We start from the raw sequence: 14814 nt of genomic DNA on the forward strand, positions 1-14814 counted from the left end.
ACGATATTGATTCACATTCCCTTCTGCTACTTTTTCGGGTTAAATGACGGTTTTCCCGGTAGCAGGAGCGGAGCATGGCCTCCCGGTTTTCCACGCTGAGCCAGATCCCCAAAGGGGTCTGGATCGTTGGCGGCGTCAGCATGTTGATGGACATCTCCTCGGAGATCATCCATAGCTTATTGCCGCTGTTTATGGTGACCACGCTGGGGGCCAGCGTCATCTTCATTGGCCTGATCGAAGGGCTGGCGGAAGCCACGGCGCTGATTATCAAGGTTTTCTCCGGTGCCATCAGCGACTATCTGGGGAAACGCAAAGGGCTGGCGCTGCTGGGCTACGGGCTGGGGGCGGCCAGCAAGCCGCTGTTCGCGCTCGCCTCCTCGTCGGGGATGATCCTCGGGGCACGGTTAATTGACCGGGTAGGGAAGGGGATCCGCGGCGCACCGCGTGATGCGCTGGTGGCCGACGTAACGCCACCCGAACTACGGGGTGCCGCCTACGGGCTGCGTCAGTCGATGGACACCCTCGGCGCGTTTCTTGGCCCGCTGCTGGCGGTCGGCATGATGCTGTTGTGGCATAACGATTTCCGCACCATTTTCTGGATCGCCGTGATTCCTGGCGTACTTGCCGTCGCGCTACTCTTTTTTGGCCTGCATGAACCCGCTTCTCCTGTCGCCCACAAACGCACCAATCCGATTAAAAAAGAGAACCTGAAACGCCTCGGTGCCAGCTGCTGGTGGGTGGTCGGCCTGGGGGCAGTCTTTACCCTGGCCCGCTTCAGCGAGGCATTTCTGGTGCTGCGCGCCCAGCAATCCGGTATCCCGCTGGCGTTGATCCCGCTGGTGATGGTCGCCATGAACCTGCTGTACGCCTTTTCAGCCTATCCCTTCGGTAAACTCTCCGATGCCATGAGCCATACCCGCCTGCTGCAAGGGGGGCTGGTGGTATTGATCGCGGCAGATATCGTGCTGGCCTTGAGCACCCACTGGGTGGGGATCATCGTCGGCGTGGCGCTGTGGGGCATTCATATGGGAATGACGCAGGGGCTGCTGACGGCGATGATTGCGAAAACAGCTCCCGCCGACCTGCGCGGAACCGCCTTTGGCCTGTTCAGTATGGTGAGCGGTGTGGCGCTGCTGATTGCCAGCCTCGGAGCGGGCATCATCTGGGAAACGTGGGGCGCGGAATATACTTTCTATACGGGGGCCGTTATCTGCCTGATAACCCTGGGGTATCTGCTTAAGCGTCCGGCAGCGTTGTAAAGCACGTTACAGCGGAAAATCATTCCGTAAATCATTCGGAGAGTGAACGCCGTTTTGTTACCAATGTGGGCCTTTCTATCAGGAGATCTCTATGAAAAGGACCACAGTTTATACCGCGCTGGCATCCGCCCTTTTGCTGCCATCGCTTTATGCACATGCCGCCCCGCAGGCGCACGTTGTCTGCGGGTATAACCACACCCTGGGCGATGATGCCATCATGATGTTCGGCAAAGCCAACCAGGCGATGTGGCATGACTTTTTTGGCAATACCCGCACGGATGCCCATTCCACCTCTTCGTCGCTGCGTAAGCAACCGGACACCACCTGCGATAACAAAGCCGACAGCTCCGCCTACTGGGTACCGTCGCTGCGCCTGCCGGATGGGACGGTGGTGAAGCCCGCCTACCAGAAAACCTACTATCAGGCTTCGCAGGTCGATCAGTACCCACTCAGCCCGTTTCCGGCCGGGCTGGCGTTGCTGGCGGGCGATCACCGCGGCACTAAACCCAACTCCCGGATCACCTTTTTATGCGCCAACGGCAAAGGCTACACCAATAAAGTCGGTGAAGTCTGTGGCCTGAGAAAAGCCAAAGATGCGGTGCAGTTCAACATCGGCATTCAGTTCCCTAACTGCTGGGATGGCATTAACCTCAAGCCGCACCACGGGATGGCTAACGCCGCCTACGATGTGAAAGGGGATTGTCCTTCCGGCTTCCCGGTGAAGATCCCGACGGTAAACATGAACGTGGCCTGGGTGCTGCACGGCATCACCTCTCTGGATACGGCGAAAGCGCAACTGTCGCTCGATCCCACCATGAATGGCGATGCGCGCGAGGAGCACTGGGGTAGCCTCTATACCGCCCATGCCGACTTTATGAACGGCTGGACCGAAGAGGGCGCCCGCTTTATGACGGAGATGTGCATGAATCAGGGCATGGATTGCGGCACCAACGTGCCTTACGGCTATTCGAAGGCGCTGGCAAACGTCCGGGTGAGCAGCGAGACGGCGAGCGCCCCGGCGCAGACCTTATTAGTCCAGGATAACTGGCAAAACGGGGGGCGTACCCACAATAGCGAGACCCTGAGCCTGGTTAAATTCACGATCCCACCGCTGCCGACAGGCCAGGATCCCTCTCTCTTCAAGTACAAAATTCGTATCTATGGCGGGAAAGTCGAAGCCAACGGCGCGGATCAAATCTTCTTCTACCCGGCCAGCAACGACTGGGATCCGGCTACCGTCAGCTGGAAACAACGGCCTGCCTGCAACTACAGCTCCGATGCAAAACTGTATCTCAACAACAAGCGTGAGTACCGGATGGTGGATGTCGACAAGGCGGTGCGTAAAGCGCTGGCCGCAGGAAAGACGGAAATCTCCTGGTACATCGGGGGCGACCGACAGGGCAACCACTACGAGTTCAGCCCGGCGGATTCGAAAGAGAGCCTGATGCTGATATTGACAGGGTATAAAAAGACGCCGGAAATTTAAGCGCGCATTGAAGTGTTATCTCTGAAGCCAGGCATAAAAAAACCAACCGTAAAAGGTTGGTTTTTTTGGGATTTTTGGTCGGCACGAGAGGATTTGAACCTCCGACCCCCGACACCCCATGACGGTGCGCTACCAGGCTGCGCTACGTGCCGACGCATGAGAATTTATACTACCCATTTCCGCGCTTAATGCAAGGCCAGTCCAGGCTAACTGATTAATTTTAAATCAGTTAGCAATGAACCGTTTTTCATCCGTCAGCACCTGGAGCAGCAGGCTGAGCTGCGGCGTCTGATCGTTGAGTTTCTCACCCTGCAGGTTGTACGTCTTGTAGCTGCCGTTACTGTTCAGTACCAGCGTCAGGGCTGGCGTCGTGACGGCCAGCGTATTGTTGCTGGCAGCGGTCACCCAGTTATGGCGACGTGTGGCGCTGAACAGATCCTGACCCTGGGAATACTCATTGGCTGGCGTGCTGACGTGGAGCAGGCGTTGCATCAGGGTGGTCATCACATCTTTATGATCGGTCAGCATGTTAATGCGCTGCGAGGGCGTCCCCGGCCAGTGGATAACCAGCGGAACGTGCAGGCGAGGGCGCGACCAGTCAACATCCGTGCGCTCGTTACCCAGCGGCACACCGTGACCTGCGGTGATCACCACTACCGTGTTCTCCAGCTTGCCGGATTCACGCAGGGCGTTCAGTACCCGGGCGATCTGGGCATCCACATCGCCTGCTGCCTGAGCGTAGCGGCGGGCAAAGGTTTTCTGGTTGCTGTTATCCAGCGTGGTGCCGTTGAGGGCAACCCAGGAGAACCAGCGGTTATCGTCCTGCGCATAGCGGTTCAGCCAGCTGATCCACTGCCCGGCGGTCTGGGCGTCGGACTGACTCTGGGTGGCCGGCAGCGAGAAATCGGATAACAGTGCCTGACGGTATAGCGGGCTGCTGAAACCATCTGACGAGAAGAGCCCCAGCTGGTAACCCTGCTGGTTCAGGCCGGTGATAAGCGCCGCAGGAATACGCGACGACAGTACGCCGTCCATATAGCTCGGCGAAATGCCGTAGAACAGCCCGAAGATCCCGGTATCGGTGGCGTTACCGGAGCTCATATGCTGGGTAAAGTTAATGTTCTTATCGGCAAACTCCGCCAGCGCTGGCATCTGCTTCTCAAAGCGCGAGTAGTTCAGCCCGTCAACGGTGATCAGCAGGACGTTCTGACCCTGGCCCATGTCACGGTAGCGCAGATCGCTGAGCGGATACTGTACCGATACCGCTTCGGGATCGCCTTGCTCGATCAGGCGGCGCTGATACTCCTGCGCATCAAGCAGGCCGTGTTTCTCGAGGAAGCGGCGGGCCGTCATCGGATAGGAGAGCGGCAGGTTCGCGCGCTGCATGGTCACTGGGCGGTAGAAGTTGGCGTCAGCCCAGATATACATGAAATGCGAGCCGATAAAGGCCACGAAGAAGAGGGCGGCAACCGGTTTGGCGTAGCGACGACGACGCGTCAGGCTGCGCAGCTTTTGCCAGCTCCAGGTGGCAAACAGCATCTCAATCAGCAAAATAATCGGCACGCTGATAAACATCAGCTGCCAGTCACGTGCCGTTTCGTTCTGGTCGGGGTTAATCACCAGTTCCCAGACGACAGGATTAAGATGCAGGTGAAAACGGGTAAAGACTTCGCTGTCGATCAGTAACAGCGTCATGCCCACCGTGGCGAGAATGGCGGAGATAAACCGCATCAGCCGCTGCGACATGACGACAAACGTCAGCGGGAACAGGATCAGCAGATAAGTGGCGAATACCAGGAAGCTGAAATGGCCAATGACGCTCATCCAGGAGTAGATACGCCCGGCAAGCGTTGTCGGCCAGTCGGCGACAAACAGGTAACGACTGCCAAGCACCATCGCCAACAGAATGTTGAACAGGGCAAACCAGTGCCCCCAGCTAACCATCTGGGAGACTTTTTCACGGTAGCGCTGACGATTCGTCACCATAAACTGTCGTTCGTTTCCCTTAGTGTGCCTGGTCGTCGTTAACCGAGGACTGTAAGGCCTGAGCGAAAGATTTTGCGATTGCCTGGCGCTGGGCCGGCGCAACGCTGGTATTGATAAGGTTAGTCACCATATTTCCCAGAACCATCAGGGAAAGGTCGGTGGGTGCCTTATGTTTTTCCAGTACGTTGAGCAGCTCACTGAGCATTTGTTCAACGTGTTCATCACTATAGCGGGAGAGTTGTGGCATAAATCGAAATCTGTTTGTGAAGGAAAGGGCAACATATTACCGTAGCAACAGCTTTTTTTCCCCTTTTTTATCTTCGGTTGCATACATGTCTGGCGGGTGGTTGAATACGGCCCGGTCTAAAAGGAGAGTTTATCATGAGTCTGGATATCAACCAGATTGCCCTGCACCAGCTTATCAAGCGTGATGAGCAAACCCTTGAGCTGGTGCTGCGCGATTCGTTACTGGAGCCTACGCCTACCGCTGTTGACATGATCGCGGAGCTGCACCGGGTTTACAGCGCTAAAAACAAAGCCTATGGCCTGTTCAGTGAAGAGAGTGAACTGGCGCAGGCGCTGCGCCTGCAACGTCAGGGCGACGAGGATTTCCTCGCCTTCAGCCGGGCCGCCACCGGCCGCCTGCGCGATGAGCTGGCAAAGTACCCATTTGCCGATGGCGGGATCGTCCTGTTCTGCCATTATCGTTACCTGGCGGTGGAGTATCTGCTGGTGGCGGTGCTGAACAACTTAAGCAGCATGCGCGTTAATGAGCAGCTGGATATCAGCTCCACCCACTATCTGGACATCAACCACGCGGATATCGTGGCGCGTATCGATTTGACGGAATGGGAAACCAATCCGGAATCGACCCGCTATCTGACCTTCCTGAAAGGGCGGGTAGGGCGCAAGGTGGCCGACTTCTTTATGGATTTCCTCGGTGCCAGCGAAGGGTTGAACGCCAAGGCGCAGAACAAAGGCCTGCTGCAGGCGGTAGATGATTTCACCGCAGAAGCCGAGCTGGATAAAGCGGAACGCCAGAACGTGCGTCAGCAGGTTTATGCTTACTGTAACGAGCAGCTGCAGGCGGGAGAAGAGATCGCCCTGGAGTCGCTGTCAAAAGAGTTAGCGGGCGTCAGCGAAGTGAGTTTCCAGGAATTTACGGCTGAGAAAGGCTATGAGCTGGAAGAGAGCTTCCCGGCGGATCGCAGCACGCTGCGTCAGCTCACCAAGTTTGCCGGTAGCGGCGGTGGGTTAACCATTAACTTTGATGCCATGCTGCTCGGCGAGCGCATTTTCTGGGATCCGGCGACCGACACGCTGACCATTAAAGGCACTCCGCCAAACCTGCGCGACCAGCTGCAGCGTCGCACCTCCGGCGGTAAATAACGGACATAAAAAAACCCCGCAATGCGGGGTTTTTTCTCAACCTGTAAGCGATTACGCGCGAACGAAGTCGATGTGAGCCAGTTTTGGCTTGAACGGGTGACGCTGAACAGCCTGAACCTTCACTTTTTCTTCTTTACCGTCAACAACCAGGGTCAGAACTTCGCCATAGAAACCAGGCTTGTCCTGCAGGTTCCACACTTTGTCGTGGTCCAGTTCGATTGCGATTGGCGCAGCTTCGCCGCCATAGATGATGGCAGGGAATTTGTTTGCTACACGCAGGCGGCGGCTCGCACCCTTGCCCTGCTCTTTACGTACTTCTACATTGATAGTTAACATTGATTTCTCTCTGTACATATTATTCCTGCTACAGGCGACCCAGCAGCAGGTAAGTGTTCTGCCTCACGGATGTGAAGCGGGCGGCATTTTATACTCAAATGGCCTGCACATCAATGAAAAGTCCCTTTATCCACGCAATTCGTTAGCCCGGCGATAGCGGCCTTCATAATCAAAAACCTTTTCGCGTACCTGCCAGAACTGGCCTTTTTTCCGCGCTACCACGAAGTCAGGGTGGCGCAGCAACGGCTGCTGATGAACGATATCGGCCGCGGTGATCCAGCGCAGCGGCACGCCGGGCGTGCGGGTATGCGGACGGATAAACAGCTGCTCAAAGGCGGTACGCTGGGCGGGCGTCTGCAGACGGAAGCGCTCACTGACATCGGTGCCATCTTCGTCGTAATAGGTAATTTTCAGCCATTCGCCTTTCTCGTCCGCGCCATGAGCCAGCACCATCCCGCTGCAGCGCAGCACCAGCGCGTCTTTCAGCTTGAGGGCCGCTTTCAACATATCGTCGGGATCGACCAACACCGCATCGCAGGCGCGACAGCGACGGGCGGCAATGTCGTTTTCAGCATTGCACTGCGGGCAGTTTTTGAAGCGGAAACGGTAGTCACACTGTTCCCGATGGCCGTCGTCATCTTCAAACCAGCCCTGACAACGTCGGCCAAAGTGCTCAATCAGCGTGCCGTCGGCGGTCGTTTTGCCCCAGAAGGTGTTGGCAAATCCGCAGCCGGGACAAAACACCTGCACGGGTACGTTGTCACTTTTTCCTTTTGGCGCACCCACTTCCGGGGCGTACAGGTCGTGTGGGTTGCCAGCGTAATCCAGAATCAGGCAATCGGTTTTATCGGGGGCTAAACGCAGGCCGCGGCCGACAATCTGTTGGTAAAGGCTGACGGATTCGGTGGGGCGCAGAATAGCAATCAGATCGACGTGTGGGGCATCAAACCCGGTCGTGAGCACTGACACGTTGACCAGATAGCGGAACTGCTGTGCCTTAAACGCCTCAATCAGCTGGTCGCGTTCGTTGCCCGGCGTCTCGCCGGTGATAAGCCGGGCCTCGCTGGCGGGCAGCAGGCCGGTGATTTCCCGGGCGTGTTCCACGGTGGCGGCAAAGATCATCACCCCTTTGCGATCGGCGGCAAACTCCACAATCTGGCTGATGATGTGGGGGGTAATACGATCCTGCTTTTTCAGCTCGCGGTTAAGATCCGCTTCGCTGAACAGGCCGTTACTCTGCACCTGCAACCGGCTGAAATCGTACTGCACCACCGGCATATCCAGCCGCTCTGGCGGCGTCAGGTAACCGTGTTTAATCATGTAGCGCAGCGGCAGCTCGTAAATACAGTCGCGAAACAATGCCTTTTCATCGCCACGTACCATGCCGTGATAATGAAAGCGGTAGATCCAGCCTTTTCCGAGGCGGAACGGGGTGGCGGTCAGCCCCAGCAGACGGATGTGCGGATTCACGCTCTTCAGATGGGTCAGGATCTGCTGATACTGACTGTCGTTGTCATCGCTAATGCGATGGCACTCATCCACGATCAGCAGCGAGAACTCGCTCTGAAACTTGTCCAGATTGCGCGCTACCGACTGCACGCTGCCAAACACCACTTTGCCGTGGCTCTCTTTACGCTGTAATCCGGCAGCAAAAATATCAGCCTCCAGGCCCAGCGCCAGGTACTTGGCGTGGTTTTGCGCCACCAGTTCTTTGACGTGCGCCAGCACCAGCACGCGACCGCGTGCAAGGCGCGCCAGCTCGGCGATCACCAGGCTTTTGCCCGCCCCCGTGGGCAGGACGATGGCGGCCGGTTCTTTATGCTGACGAAAGTGGGCGAGGGTGGCGTCCACGGCTTCCTGTTGATAGGGGCGAAGTGTAAAGGTCATGGTTACTCAGCTTTGTTATCCCGCATATAGTATGCCACGAAACTTTTTCCCTTGAGTGGCGCGGATAGCCCGTTATACTGGGCTGTTGTTAACTGCTTCTTTTCCGGGCGCCTCGTCCGGCTCCTGGCACCTTTAAGGCTAAAATTATTTCATGCGACTTGATAAGTTTATCGCTCAGCAACTCGGCGTAAGCCGCGCTATTGCTGCGCGTCTGATTCGCGGCAGCCACGTTACTGTGGATGACGATATTGTGCGAGACAGCGCGTTCAAACTCCAGCCCGAGCATCAGGTGGAATATGACGGCAATTCGCTGACCCAGCAGAACGGCCCGCGTTACTTCATGCTCAATAAGCCGCAAGGCTATGTCTGCTCGACTGACGATCCCGATCACCCGACCGTGCTCTATTTCCTCGACGAGCCAGTGGCGCACAAACTGCACGCCGCCGGGCGTCTGGATATCGACACTACTGGCCTGGTGCTGATGACCGATGACGGTCAGTGGTCGCATCGTATTACTTCCCCGCGCCACCATTGTGAGAAGACCTACCTGGTGACGCTGGAATCCCCGGTGAGCGACAGCACGGCAGAACAATTTGCCCACGGCGTTCAGCTGCACAATGAAAAAGATCTGACTAAGCCCGCCGTGCTGGAAGTGATCACCCCCACCGAAGTGCGTCTGACCATCAGCGAAGGGCGCTACCATCAGGTAAAACGCATGTTTGCTGCCGTGGGTAACCACGTTGTGGGTCTGCATCGCGAACGGATTGGGGCGATCGCCCTTGACCCGGATCTTGAGCCAGGCGAATACCGCCCGTTGACGGAAGAAGAAATTGCCAGCGTTGGCCTCTCTTCACGCTAATTTCAGGAGCTAACTGTGACCACCAGGCCACACTCGTCGTTCAGCATTGTCTTTATCCTTGGTCTGCTGGCTATGCTGATGCCGCTCTCCATCGACATGTATCTGCCTGCGCTGCCGGTGATCGCTGAGCAATTTGGCGTGCCGGCGGGTAGCGCGCAAATGACCCTCAGCACCTATATTCTCGGCTTTGCCCTCGGCCAGCTACTGTACGGCCCCATGGCCGACAGCCTGGGCCGCAAACCGGTGGTGCTGGGCGGGACGCTGGTGTTTGCTGGTGCGGCGGCGGCCTGTGCGATGGCGCAGTCCATCGATCACCTGATTGTGATGCGTTTCTTCCACGGCCTGGCGGCAGCGGCCGCAAGCGTGGTCATCAATGCCCTGATGCGCGATATCTACCCCAAAGAAGAGTTCTCCCGCATGATGTCCTTCGTCATGCTGGTCACCACCGTTGCGCCGCTGGTGGCGCCGATGGTCGGGGGGGCAGTGCTGGTGTGGTTCAGCTGGCACGCGATTTTCTGGCTTCTGGCGCTGGCGGCCCTGCTGGCCTCGGCGATGATCTTCTTCTTTATAAAGGAAACCCTGCCTGCGGAGCATCGGCAGAAGTTTCATATCCGTACCACCCTTGGCAACTTTGCCTCACTGTTTCGCCATAAGCGCGTGCTGAGCTATATGCTGGCCAGCGGCTTCAGCTTTGCCGGGATGTTCTCATTCCTCAGCGCCGGGCCGTTTGTCTACATTGAACTCAACCACGTCTCCCCGCAGCATTTCGGCTACTACTTCGCGCTGAACGTGGTCTTCATCTTTGTGCTGACTATGATCAACAGCCGCTTCGTCCGTCGGGTGGGGGCGCTGAACATGTTCCGCATTGGTCTGTGGATCCAGTTCGTCATGGCGGTGTGGATGGTGGTGACGGCCTTCTTTGATGTGGGCTTCTGGACGCTGGTGATAGGGATTGCGGCCTTTGTGGGCTGTATTTCGATAGTGTCGTCCAACGCGATGGCGGTGATCCTTGATGAGTTCCCGCATATGGCCGGGACGGCCTCTTCACTGGCAGGCACCTTCCGCTTCGGGATTGGCGCCATTGTCGGGGCGTTGCTCTCCCTGGCGACCTTTACCACCGCCTGGCCGATGCTCTGGTCAATTGCCTTGTGCGCGACCTGCTCGATCCTTTTCTGCCTCTACGCCAGCCGGCCACGAAAAGCAGTAAAATAGTGCAGAAAGAAGGGTCCCGACGGGGCCCTTTTTTGATGTTGGTCAAGCAAAGCACGTTTCACCGCTCCCCTGTTTGTTTCTTTTATGTAAAATCTATTTGTGTAAATAGTCACAGCCTTGTAGTTAAAAAGGTTGTGTTAGATCACAGAAACGGGTACATATAGCGCCGCTATCAACCTGAAACACTGTCAAAAAGCCCTGATAAATTAGACGCCAACCCCCGTGGAAACGGGTGTAAGCGTTTTCTTATTAAAAACAGAGCAGGTAAGTGTTGATGTGTTACTATAAATGTAAATAGATTGTGAAGTATATTTTGCTTCCGGGGAACAAACGTGAATACATTACAGCTCTCCATTGTGCATCGCTTGCCGCAGAGCTATCGCTGGTCGGCGGGTTTTGCAGGTTCCAAAGTTGAACCGATTCCGCAAAGCGGAGCAAACAGTGATAACTGTTTGGTGGCGCTTAAGCTGCTAAGCCCGGAAGAGGGCAACGCATGGCCGGTAATGGAAAAGCTGAGCCAGGCGCTGACGGACATTGAGCTTTACAGCTCGGTACTGGAGTGCGAAGGCGAGCCGTGCCTGTTCGTGAAAAGCCAGGACGAGTTCGCGGCCACTTGCCGCCTGAAAAACTTCGGGGTGGCGATTGCCGAATCCGTAGCAGGTCAGGATCCTGTCTGAGCGTCAGCGTAACGCTAATAGCTGACGCGTGTACTCCTGCGTCGGCGCGGCAAACACGCGCTGACACTCCCCTTGCTCGACCACCTCTCCCTGACGTAACACAATCACCTGGTGACACAGCGCGCGTACCACCTGCAGGTCGTGGCTGATAAAGATATAGGCCAGCCGGTGTTTCTCCTGCAGATCTTTCAGCAGCGCCAGGATCTGCGCCTGTACGGTTTTATCCAGCGATGAGGTGGGTTCATCCAGAATAATCAGCTCCGGGCGCAGGATCAGCGCGCGAGCAATGGCGATCCTCTGACGCTGGCCGCCGGAAAAGGCGGCAGGATAACGATGCCGGGTCTGCGGATCCAGCCCCACTTCGCCCATCACCCGAATGACCTCCTCCTCCCGCGCCTGCATGCTTAGCGTGGGCTGATGCACCCGCAGACCTTCTTCGATAATTTGCTGCACGTTAAGACGTGGATTCAGGGAGGAGTTTGGATCCTGAAACACCACCTGCATCCGGTGGCGGACGGGCAACATCTGACGGCGATCCCAGCGATGCAGCGGCTGACCATCAAACACAATCTCCCCTCTGGAGGCGATCAGGCGCAGCAGCGCCAGCCCGGTAGTGCTTTTACCGGAGCCGGACTCGCCTACCAGCCCCAGGGTTTCACCGGGGCGCAGGTTAAAGCTGACGTTTTTTAGCACCTGCTTGTTATCCACCACCCGACGCAGGAGGCCTTTGCGCACCGGAAAAGCCACCGAGAGATCTTTCACGCTCAGCAGCGGTTGTGCCGCGTCCGGCAGCGGGACGGGATCGCCAGTTGGCTCGCTGTTGAGCAGCCGCTGGGTGTAAGGGTGCTCAGGCGCGGCAAGCAGCGTCGCGGCCCGGTTCTGCTCCACGCAGCAGCCGTTTTGCATCACCGCGACCCGGTCGGCCAGCTTTCTCACGATGCTGAGGTTGTGGGTGATAAACAGCAGGCTCATGTTCAGCTCGTCACGCAGCTCGCGTAACAGCTGAAGGATCTGCGCCTGTACCGTGACGTCCAGCGCGGTAGTCGGTTCATCGGCAATCAGCAGCTCCGGGCGGGTCAGCAGTGCCATGGCGATCATCACCCGCTGGCGTTCACCGCCGGAAAGTTGATGAGGAAAATCGGCCAGCCGTTTTGCGGCATTGCGGATCCCGGTGCGTTCGAGACAGTCGAGCATCTCTCCGCGTGCCGCCTCTTTGCGCATGCCGCGGTGCAGGGAGAGCACTTCATAGAGCTGTTTTTCGAGGGTGTGCAGCGGGTTCAGCGACACCATCGGCTCCTGGAAAATCATGGCGATCTTGTTGCCCCGCACCCCGCGCAGGGTGCGCTCGTCGGCATGCAGCAGCGACTGCCCATGAAACAGGATATCGCCCTGCGGATAGACTACCGGTGGGGCGGGGAGCAGGCGCAGGACGGAGAGCGCGGTAACGCTCTTCCCGGAGCCAGATTCCCCCACCAGCGCCAGCGTTTCCCCGGCATCTATGTGCAGGGAGACATCATTGACCACGGTACGCAGCTCGCCCTGCTGGCGAAATGCGATGGAGAGGGCGTCAATGTGAAGGAGAGGCTGGGTCATCTTAAACCGCCTTATTCGGGTCAAAGGCATCGCGCACCGCTTCGCCAATAAAAATCAGCAACGAGAGCAGCACGGCAACGGAGAGAAAAGCGGCGATGCCGAGCCACGGCGCCTGCAAGTTGTTTTTCCCCTGTAACAGCAGCTCGCCCAGCGACGGCGAACCCAGCGGCAGGCCGAAGCCAAGAAAATCGAGCGAGGTAAGGGTCGTGATGGAGCTGCACAGGATAAACGGCAGGAAGGTCAGGGTCGCCACCATGGCGTTCGGCAGCATATGACGGAAAATGATCCCGCGATCGCTGACCCCCAGCGCCTGGGCGGCGCGAATGTAGTCAAAGTTACGGGTGCGCAGGAACTCCGCCCGCACCACCCCCACCAGCGCCATCCAGCCAAAGAGCACCGTGATGGCCAGCAGCCACCAGAAGTTAGGCTGTACCACGCTTGAAAGCAGAATAATCAGGAACAGCGTCGGCATCCCGGACCAGACCTCGATAAACCGCTGGCCCCAGAGGTCGATTTTACCGCCGTAATAGCCCTGGATCGCTCCGGCCAGCACGCCCATCACGCTGGAAAACAGGGTCAGCATCAGGCCAAACAGAATGGAGATCCGCGTGCCGTAGAGAATGCGCGCCAGCACATCCCCGCCGTTGGCGTCGGTGCCCAGCCAGTTTTGTGCCGAAGGCGGGGACGGGAAAGGCGTGGTGGTGGCAAAGTTAATGCTGGTGGCACCAAAGCGGACCGGGGCCCACAGCACCCAGCCGTGCTCGTTGAGCTGCGCCTGTAACCAGGGATCCTGATAATCCGCTGCGGTGGCAAAGGGGCCGCCAAAGTCGCTTTCGCTGTACTCTTTGATCACCGGGACGTACCAGCGATCGTTAAAGTGCACCAGCAGGGGTTTATCGTTAGCAACCAGCTCCGAGCACAGGCTCAGGGCGAAAAACAGGGCGAAAATCCACAGCGACCAGTAGCCGCGGCGATTGTGACGAAACCTGGCCCAGCGGGCCTGATTGATGGGGCTTAAGCGCGGCATCAGCGACCCTCAAAATCAATACGCGGATCGACCAGCGTATAGCAGATATCGCTGAGGATATTCAGCAGCAGGCCAATCAGGGTGAAAATATAGAGCGTGCCAAACATCACCGGGTAATCCCGCGAGACGGTGGCCTCGTAACCGAGCAACCCCAGCCCGTTAAGGGAGAACATCACCTCAATTAACAGGGAGCCGGTAAAGAACATGCTGATAAAGGTGGCGGGAAAACCGGCGATCACCAGAAGCATGGCGTTGCGAAAAATGTGTTTCCACAGAATGCCCCGCTCGCTGACCCCTTTGGCGCGGGCGGTCACCACGTACTGCTTGCGGATCTCATCAAGGAAGGCGTTTTTGGTCAACATGGTCAGGGCCGCAAACCCGCCGATCACCGTCGCCAGCACCGGCAGGGTAATGTGCCACAGGTAGTCGGTAATTTTCTCGTACCACGGCAGGCTGCTGAAATCGGTCGAGACCAGCCCGCGCAGCGGGAAGAGGTCGAAGTAACTCCCCCCGGCAAAAAAGACAATCAGCAGAACGGCAAACAGAAACGCCGGTATCGCATAGCCAATAATAATGAAGGTACTGCTCCAGATATCGAACCGGCTGCCGTTATCCATCGCTTTACGGATGCCGAGCGGGATCGAGACCAGATAGATAATCAGGGTGCCCCACAGGCCCAGGGTGATGGAAACCGGCAGGCTCTCTTTAATCAGATGCAGCACCGAGGCGCTACGGAACAGGCTGTCGCCAAAATCAAAGCGCAGATAGTCCCCGATCATTTTGAAGTAACGCTCATGGATCGGTTTATCAAAGCCGTACCGCTGGGTGATCTCGGCGATCACCTCGGGATCCAGACCCCGTCCACCGCGATAGTGGCTCTCGTTGATATTGCCCACCCCGGTGCGGGCGTGGCTGGCGCGCATGCCTTCATCGCCCCCGCCGGGCATCGCCCCGCTGTTACCGAATTCGATGGCGGCAATCGCTTGATCCACCGGGCCACCCGGGGCGATCTGCACGATAAAAAAGTTGATGGTGATAATCGCCCACAGGGTGGGGATCACCAGCAGTAAACGACGAAGTAAATAAGCGCCCATTGCGTATCC

Annotated in this window: 13 protein-coding genes and 1 tRNA gene; 6 read left to right on the top strand and 8 right to left on the bottom strand. The window is 57.4% G+C overall.

What is annotated here, in order from left to right; translation table 11 throughout:
* Positions 1-74: 74 nt before the first annotated feature.
* Both C3F35_RS19205 and C3F35_RS19210 read left to right on the top strand, forming a co-directional pair.
* Entirely contained in the window at positions 75-1259 is a 1185-nt protein-coding gene (locus tag C3F35_RS19205) for an MFS transporter (protein WP_103792189.1), read from the top strand.
* Between the two features lie 91 nt (positions 1260-1350).
* Positions 1351-2745 (top strand): DUF1996 domain-containing protein, encoded by a 1395-nt coding sequence (locus tag C3F35_RS19210; RefSeq protein WP_103792188.1) that lies wholly within the window; start codon positions 1351-1353, stop codon positions 2743-2745.
* A gap of 75 nt (positions 2746-2820) precedes the next feature.
* Here the strand turns inward: C3F35_RS19210 and C3F35_RS19215 are convergent.
* The 3 genes from C3F35_RS19215 to C3F35_RS19225 all read right to left on the bottom strand — a co-directional run bounded on the left by C3F35_RS19215 (position 2821) and on the right by C3F35_RS19225 (position 4978).
* Positions 2821-2897, bottom strand: a tRNA-Pro gene (locus C3F35_RS19215).
* Positions 2898-2970: 73 nt separating this feature from the next.
* The gene (gene yejM, locus C3F35_RS19220; RefSeq protein WP_032612682.1) at positions 2971-4731 is read right to left on the bottom strand and encodes an LPS biosynthesis-modulating metalloenzyme YejM; all 1761 of its coding nucleotides are present in this window, start codon (positions 4729-4731) and stop codon (positions 2971-2973) included.
* Positions 4732-4750: 19 nt separating this feature from the next.
* Positions 4751-4978, bottom strand: a complete 228-nt coding sequence (locus C3F35_RS19225) for a YejL family protein (protein ID WP_032612681.1) — start codon at positions 4976-4978, stop codon at positions 4751-4753.
* A gap of 134 nt (positions 4979-5112) precedes the next feature.
* On the opposite strand from C3F35_RS19225, the gene yejK reads away from it, so the two are divergent.
* Positions 5113-6120 carry a nucleoid-associated protein YejK gene (yejK, locus tag C3F35_RS19230; protein ID WP_032612679.1) on the top strand — a complete coding sequence of 336 codons (1008 nt, stop codon included), beginning with the start codon at positions 5113-5115 and terminating at the stop codon, positions 6118-6120.
* A 51-nt stretch (positions 6121-6171) separates the two neighbouring features.
* Here yejK and rplY read toward each other — a convergent pair whose 3' ends face one another.
* A complete protein-coding gene (gene rplY, locus C3F35_RS19235) occupies positions 6172-6456 on the bottom strand; it encodes a 50S ribosomal protein L25 (protein ID WP_032612678.1) in 285 nt (94 codons plus the stop codon).
* Positions 6457-6582: 126 nt separating this feature from the next.
* Complete coding sequence (locus C3F35_RS19240; protein ID WP_103792187.1) at positions 6583-8343, bottom strand: DEAD/DEAH box helicase; 1761 nt, start codon at positions 8341-8343, stop codon at positions 6583-6585.
* A 151-nt stretch (positions 8344-8494) separates the two neighbouring features.
* On the opposite strand from C3F35_RS19240, the gene rsuA reads away from it, so the two are divergent.
* The 3 genes from rsuA to C3F35_RS19255 all read left to right on the top strand — a co-directional run bounded on the left by rsuA (position 8495) and on the right by C3F35_RS19255 (position 11091).
* A complete protein-coding gene (gene rsuA, locus C3F35_RS19245) occupies positions 8495-9202 on the top strand; it encodes a 16S rRNA pseudouridine(516) synthase RsuA (protein WP_059307500.1) in 708 nt (235 codons plus the stop codon).
* 15 nt (positions 9203-9217) lie between these two features.
* Positions 9218-10414 (top strand): Bcr/CflA family multidrug efflux MFS transporter, encoded by a 1197-nt coding sequence (locus C3F35_RS19250; RefSeq protein WP_103792186.1) that lies wholly within the window; start codon positions 9218-9220, stop codon positions 10412-10414.
* Positions 10415-10746: 332 nt separating this feature from the next.
* Positions 10747-11091 carry a YejG family protein gene (locus C3F35_RS19255; RefSeq protein ID WP_032612669.1) on the top strand — a complete coding sequence of 115 codons (345 nt, stop codon included), beginning with the start codon at positions 10747-10749 and terminating at the stop codon, positions 11089-11091.
* 3 nt (positions 11092-11094) lie between these two features.
* Here the strand turns inward: C3F35_RS19255 and yejF are convergent, their stop codons facing one another.
* Genes yejF through C3F35_RS19270 form a run of 3 tightly spaced genes read right to left on the bottom strand, consistent with a single transcriptional unit; the run spans position 11095 to position 14805 of the window.
* Positions 11095-12684 (bottom strand): microcin C ABC transporter ATP-binding protein YejF, encoded by a 1590-nt coding sequence (gene yejF, locus C3F35_RS19260; protein ID WP_103792185.1) that lies wholly within the window; start codon positions 12682-12684, stop codon positions 11095-11097.
* Position 12685: 1 nt separating this feature from the next.
* Positions 12686-13711 (bottom strand): ABC transporter permease, encoded by a 1026-nt coding sequence (locus C3F35_RS19265; RefSeq protein ID WP_103792184.1) that lies wholly within the window; start codon positions 13709-13711, stop codon positions 12686-12688.
* On the bottom strand, positions 13711-14805 hold the full coding sequence (locus C3F35_RS19270; protein ID WP_103792183.1) for a microcin C ABC transporter permease YejB: 1095 nt from the start codon (positions 14803-14805) through the stop codon (positions 13711-13713). Before C3F35_RS19270 ends, C3F35_RS19265 begins: the two co-directional genes overlap by 1 nt.
* Between the last annotated feature and the right edge of the window lie 9 nt (positions 14806-14814).

Source organism: Leclercia sp. LSNIH3, assembly GCF_002935105.1.
Taxonomy (GTDB): domain Bacteria; phylum Pseudomonadota; class Gammaproteobacteria; order Enterobacterales; family Enterobacteriaceae; genus Enterobacter; species Enterobacter adecarboxylatus.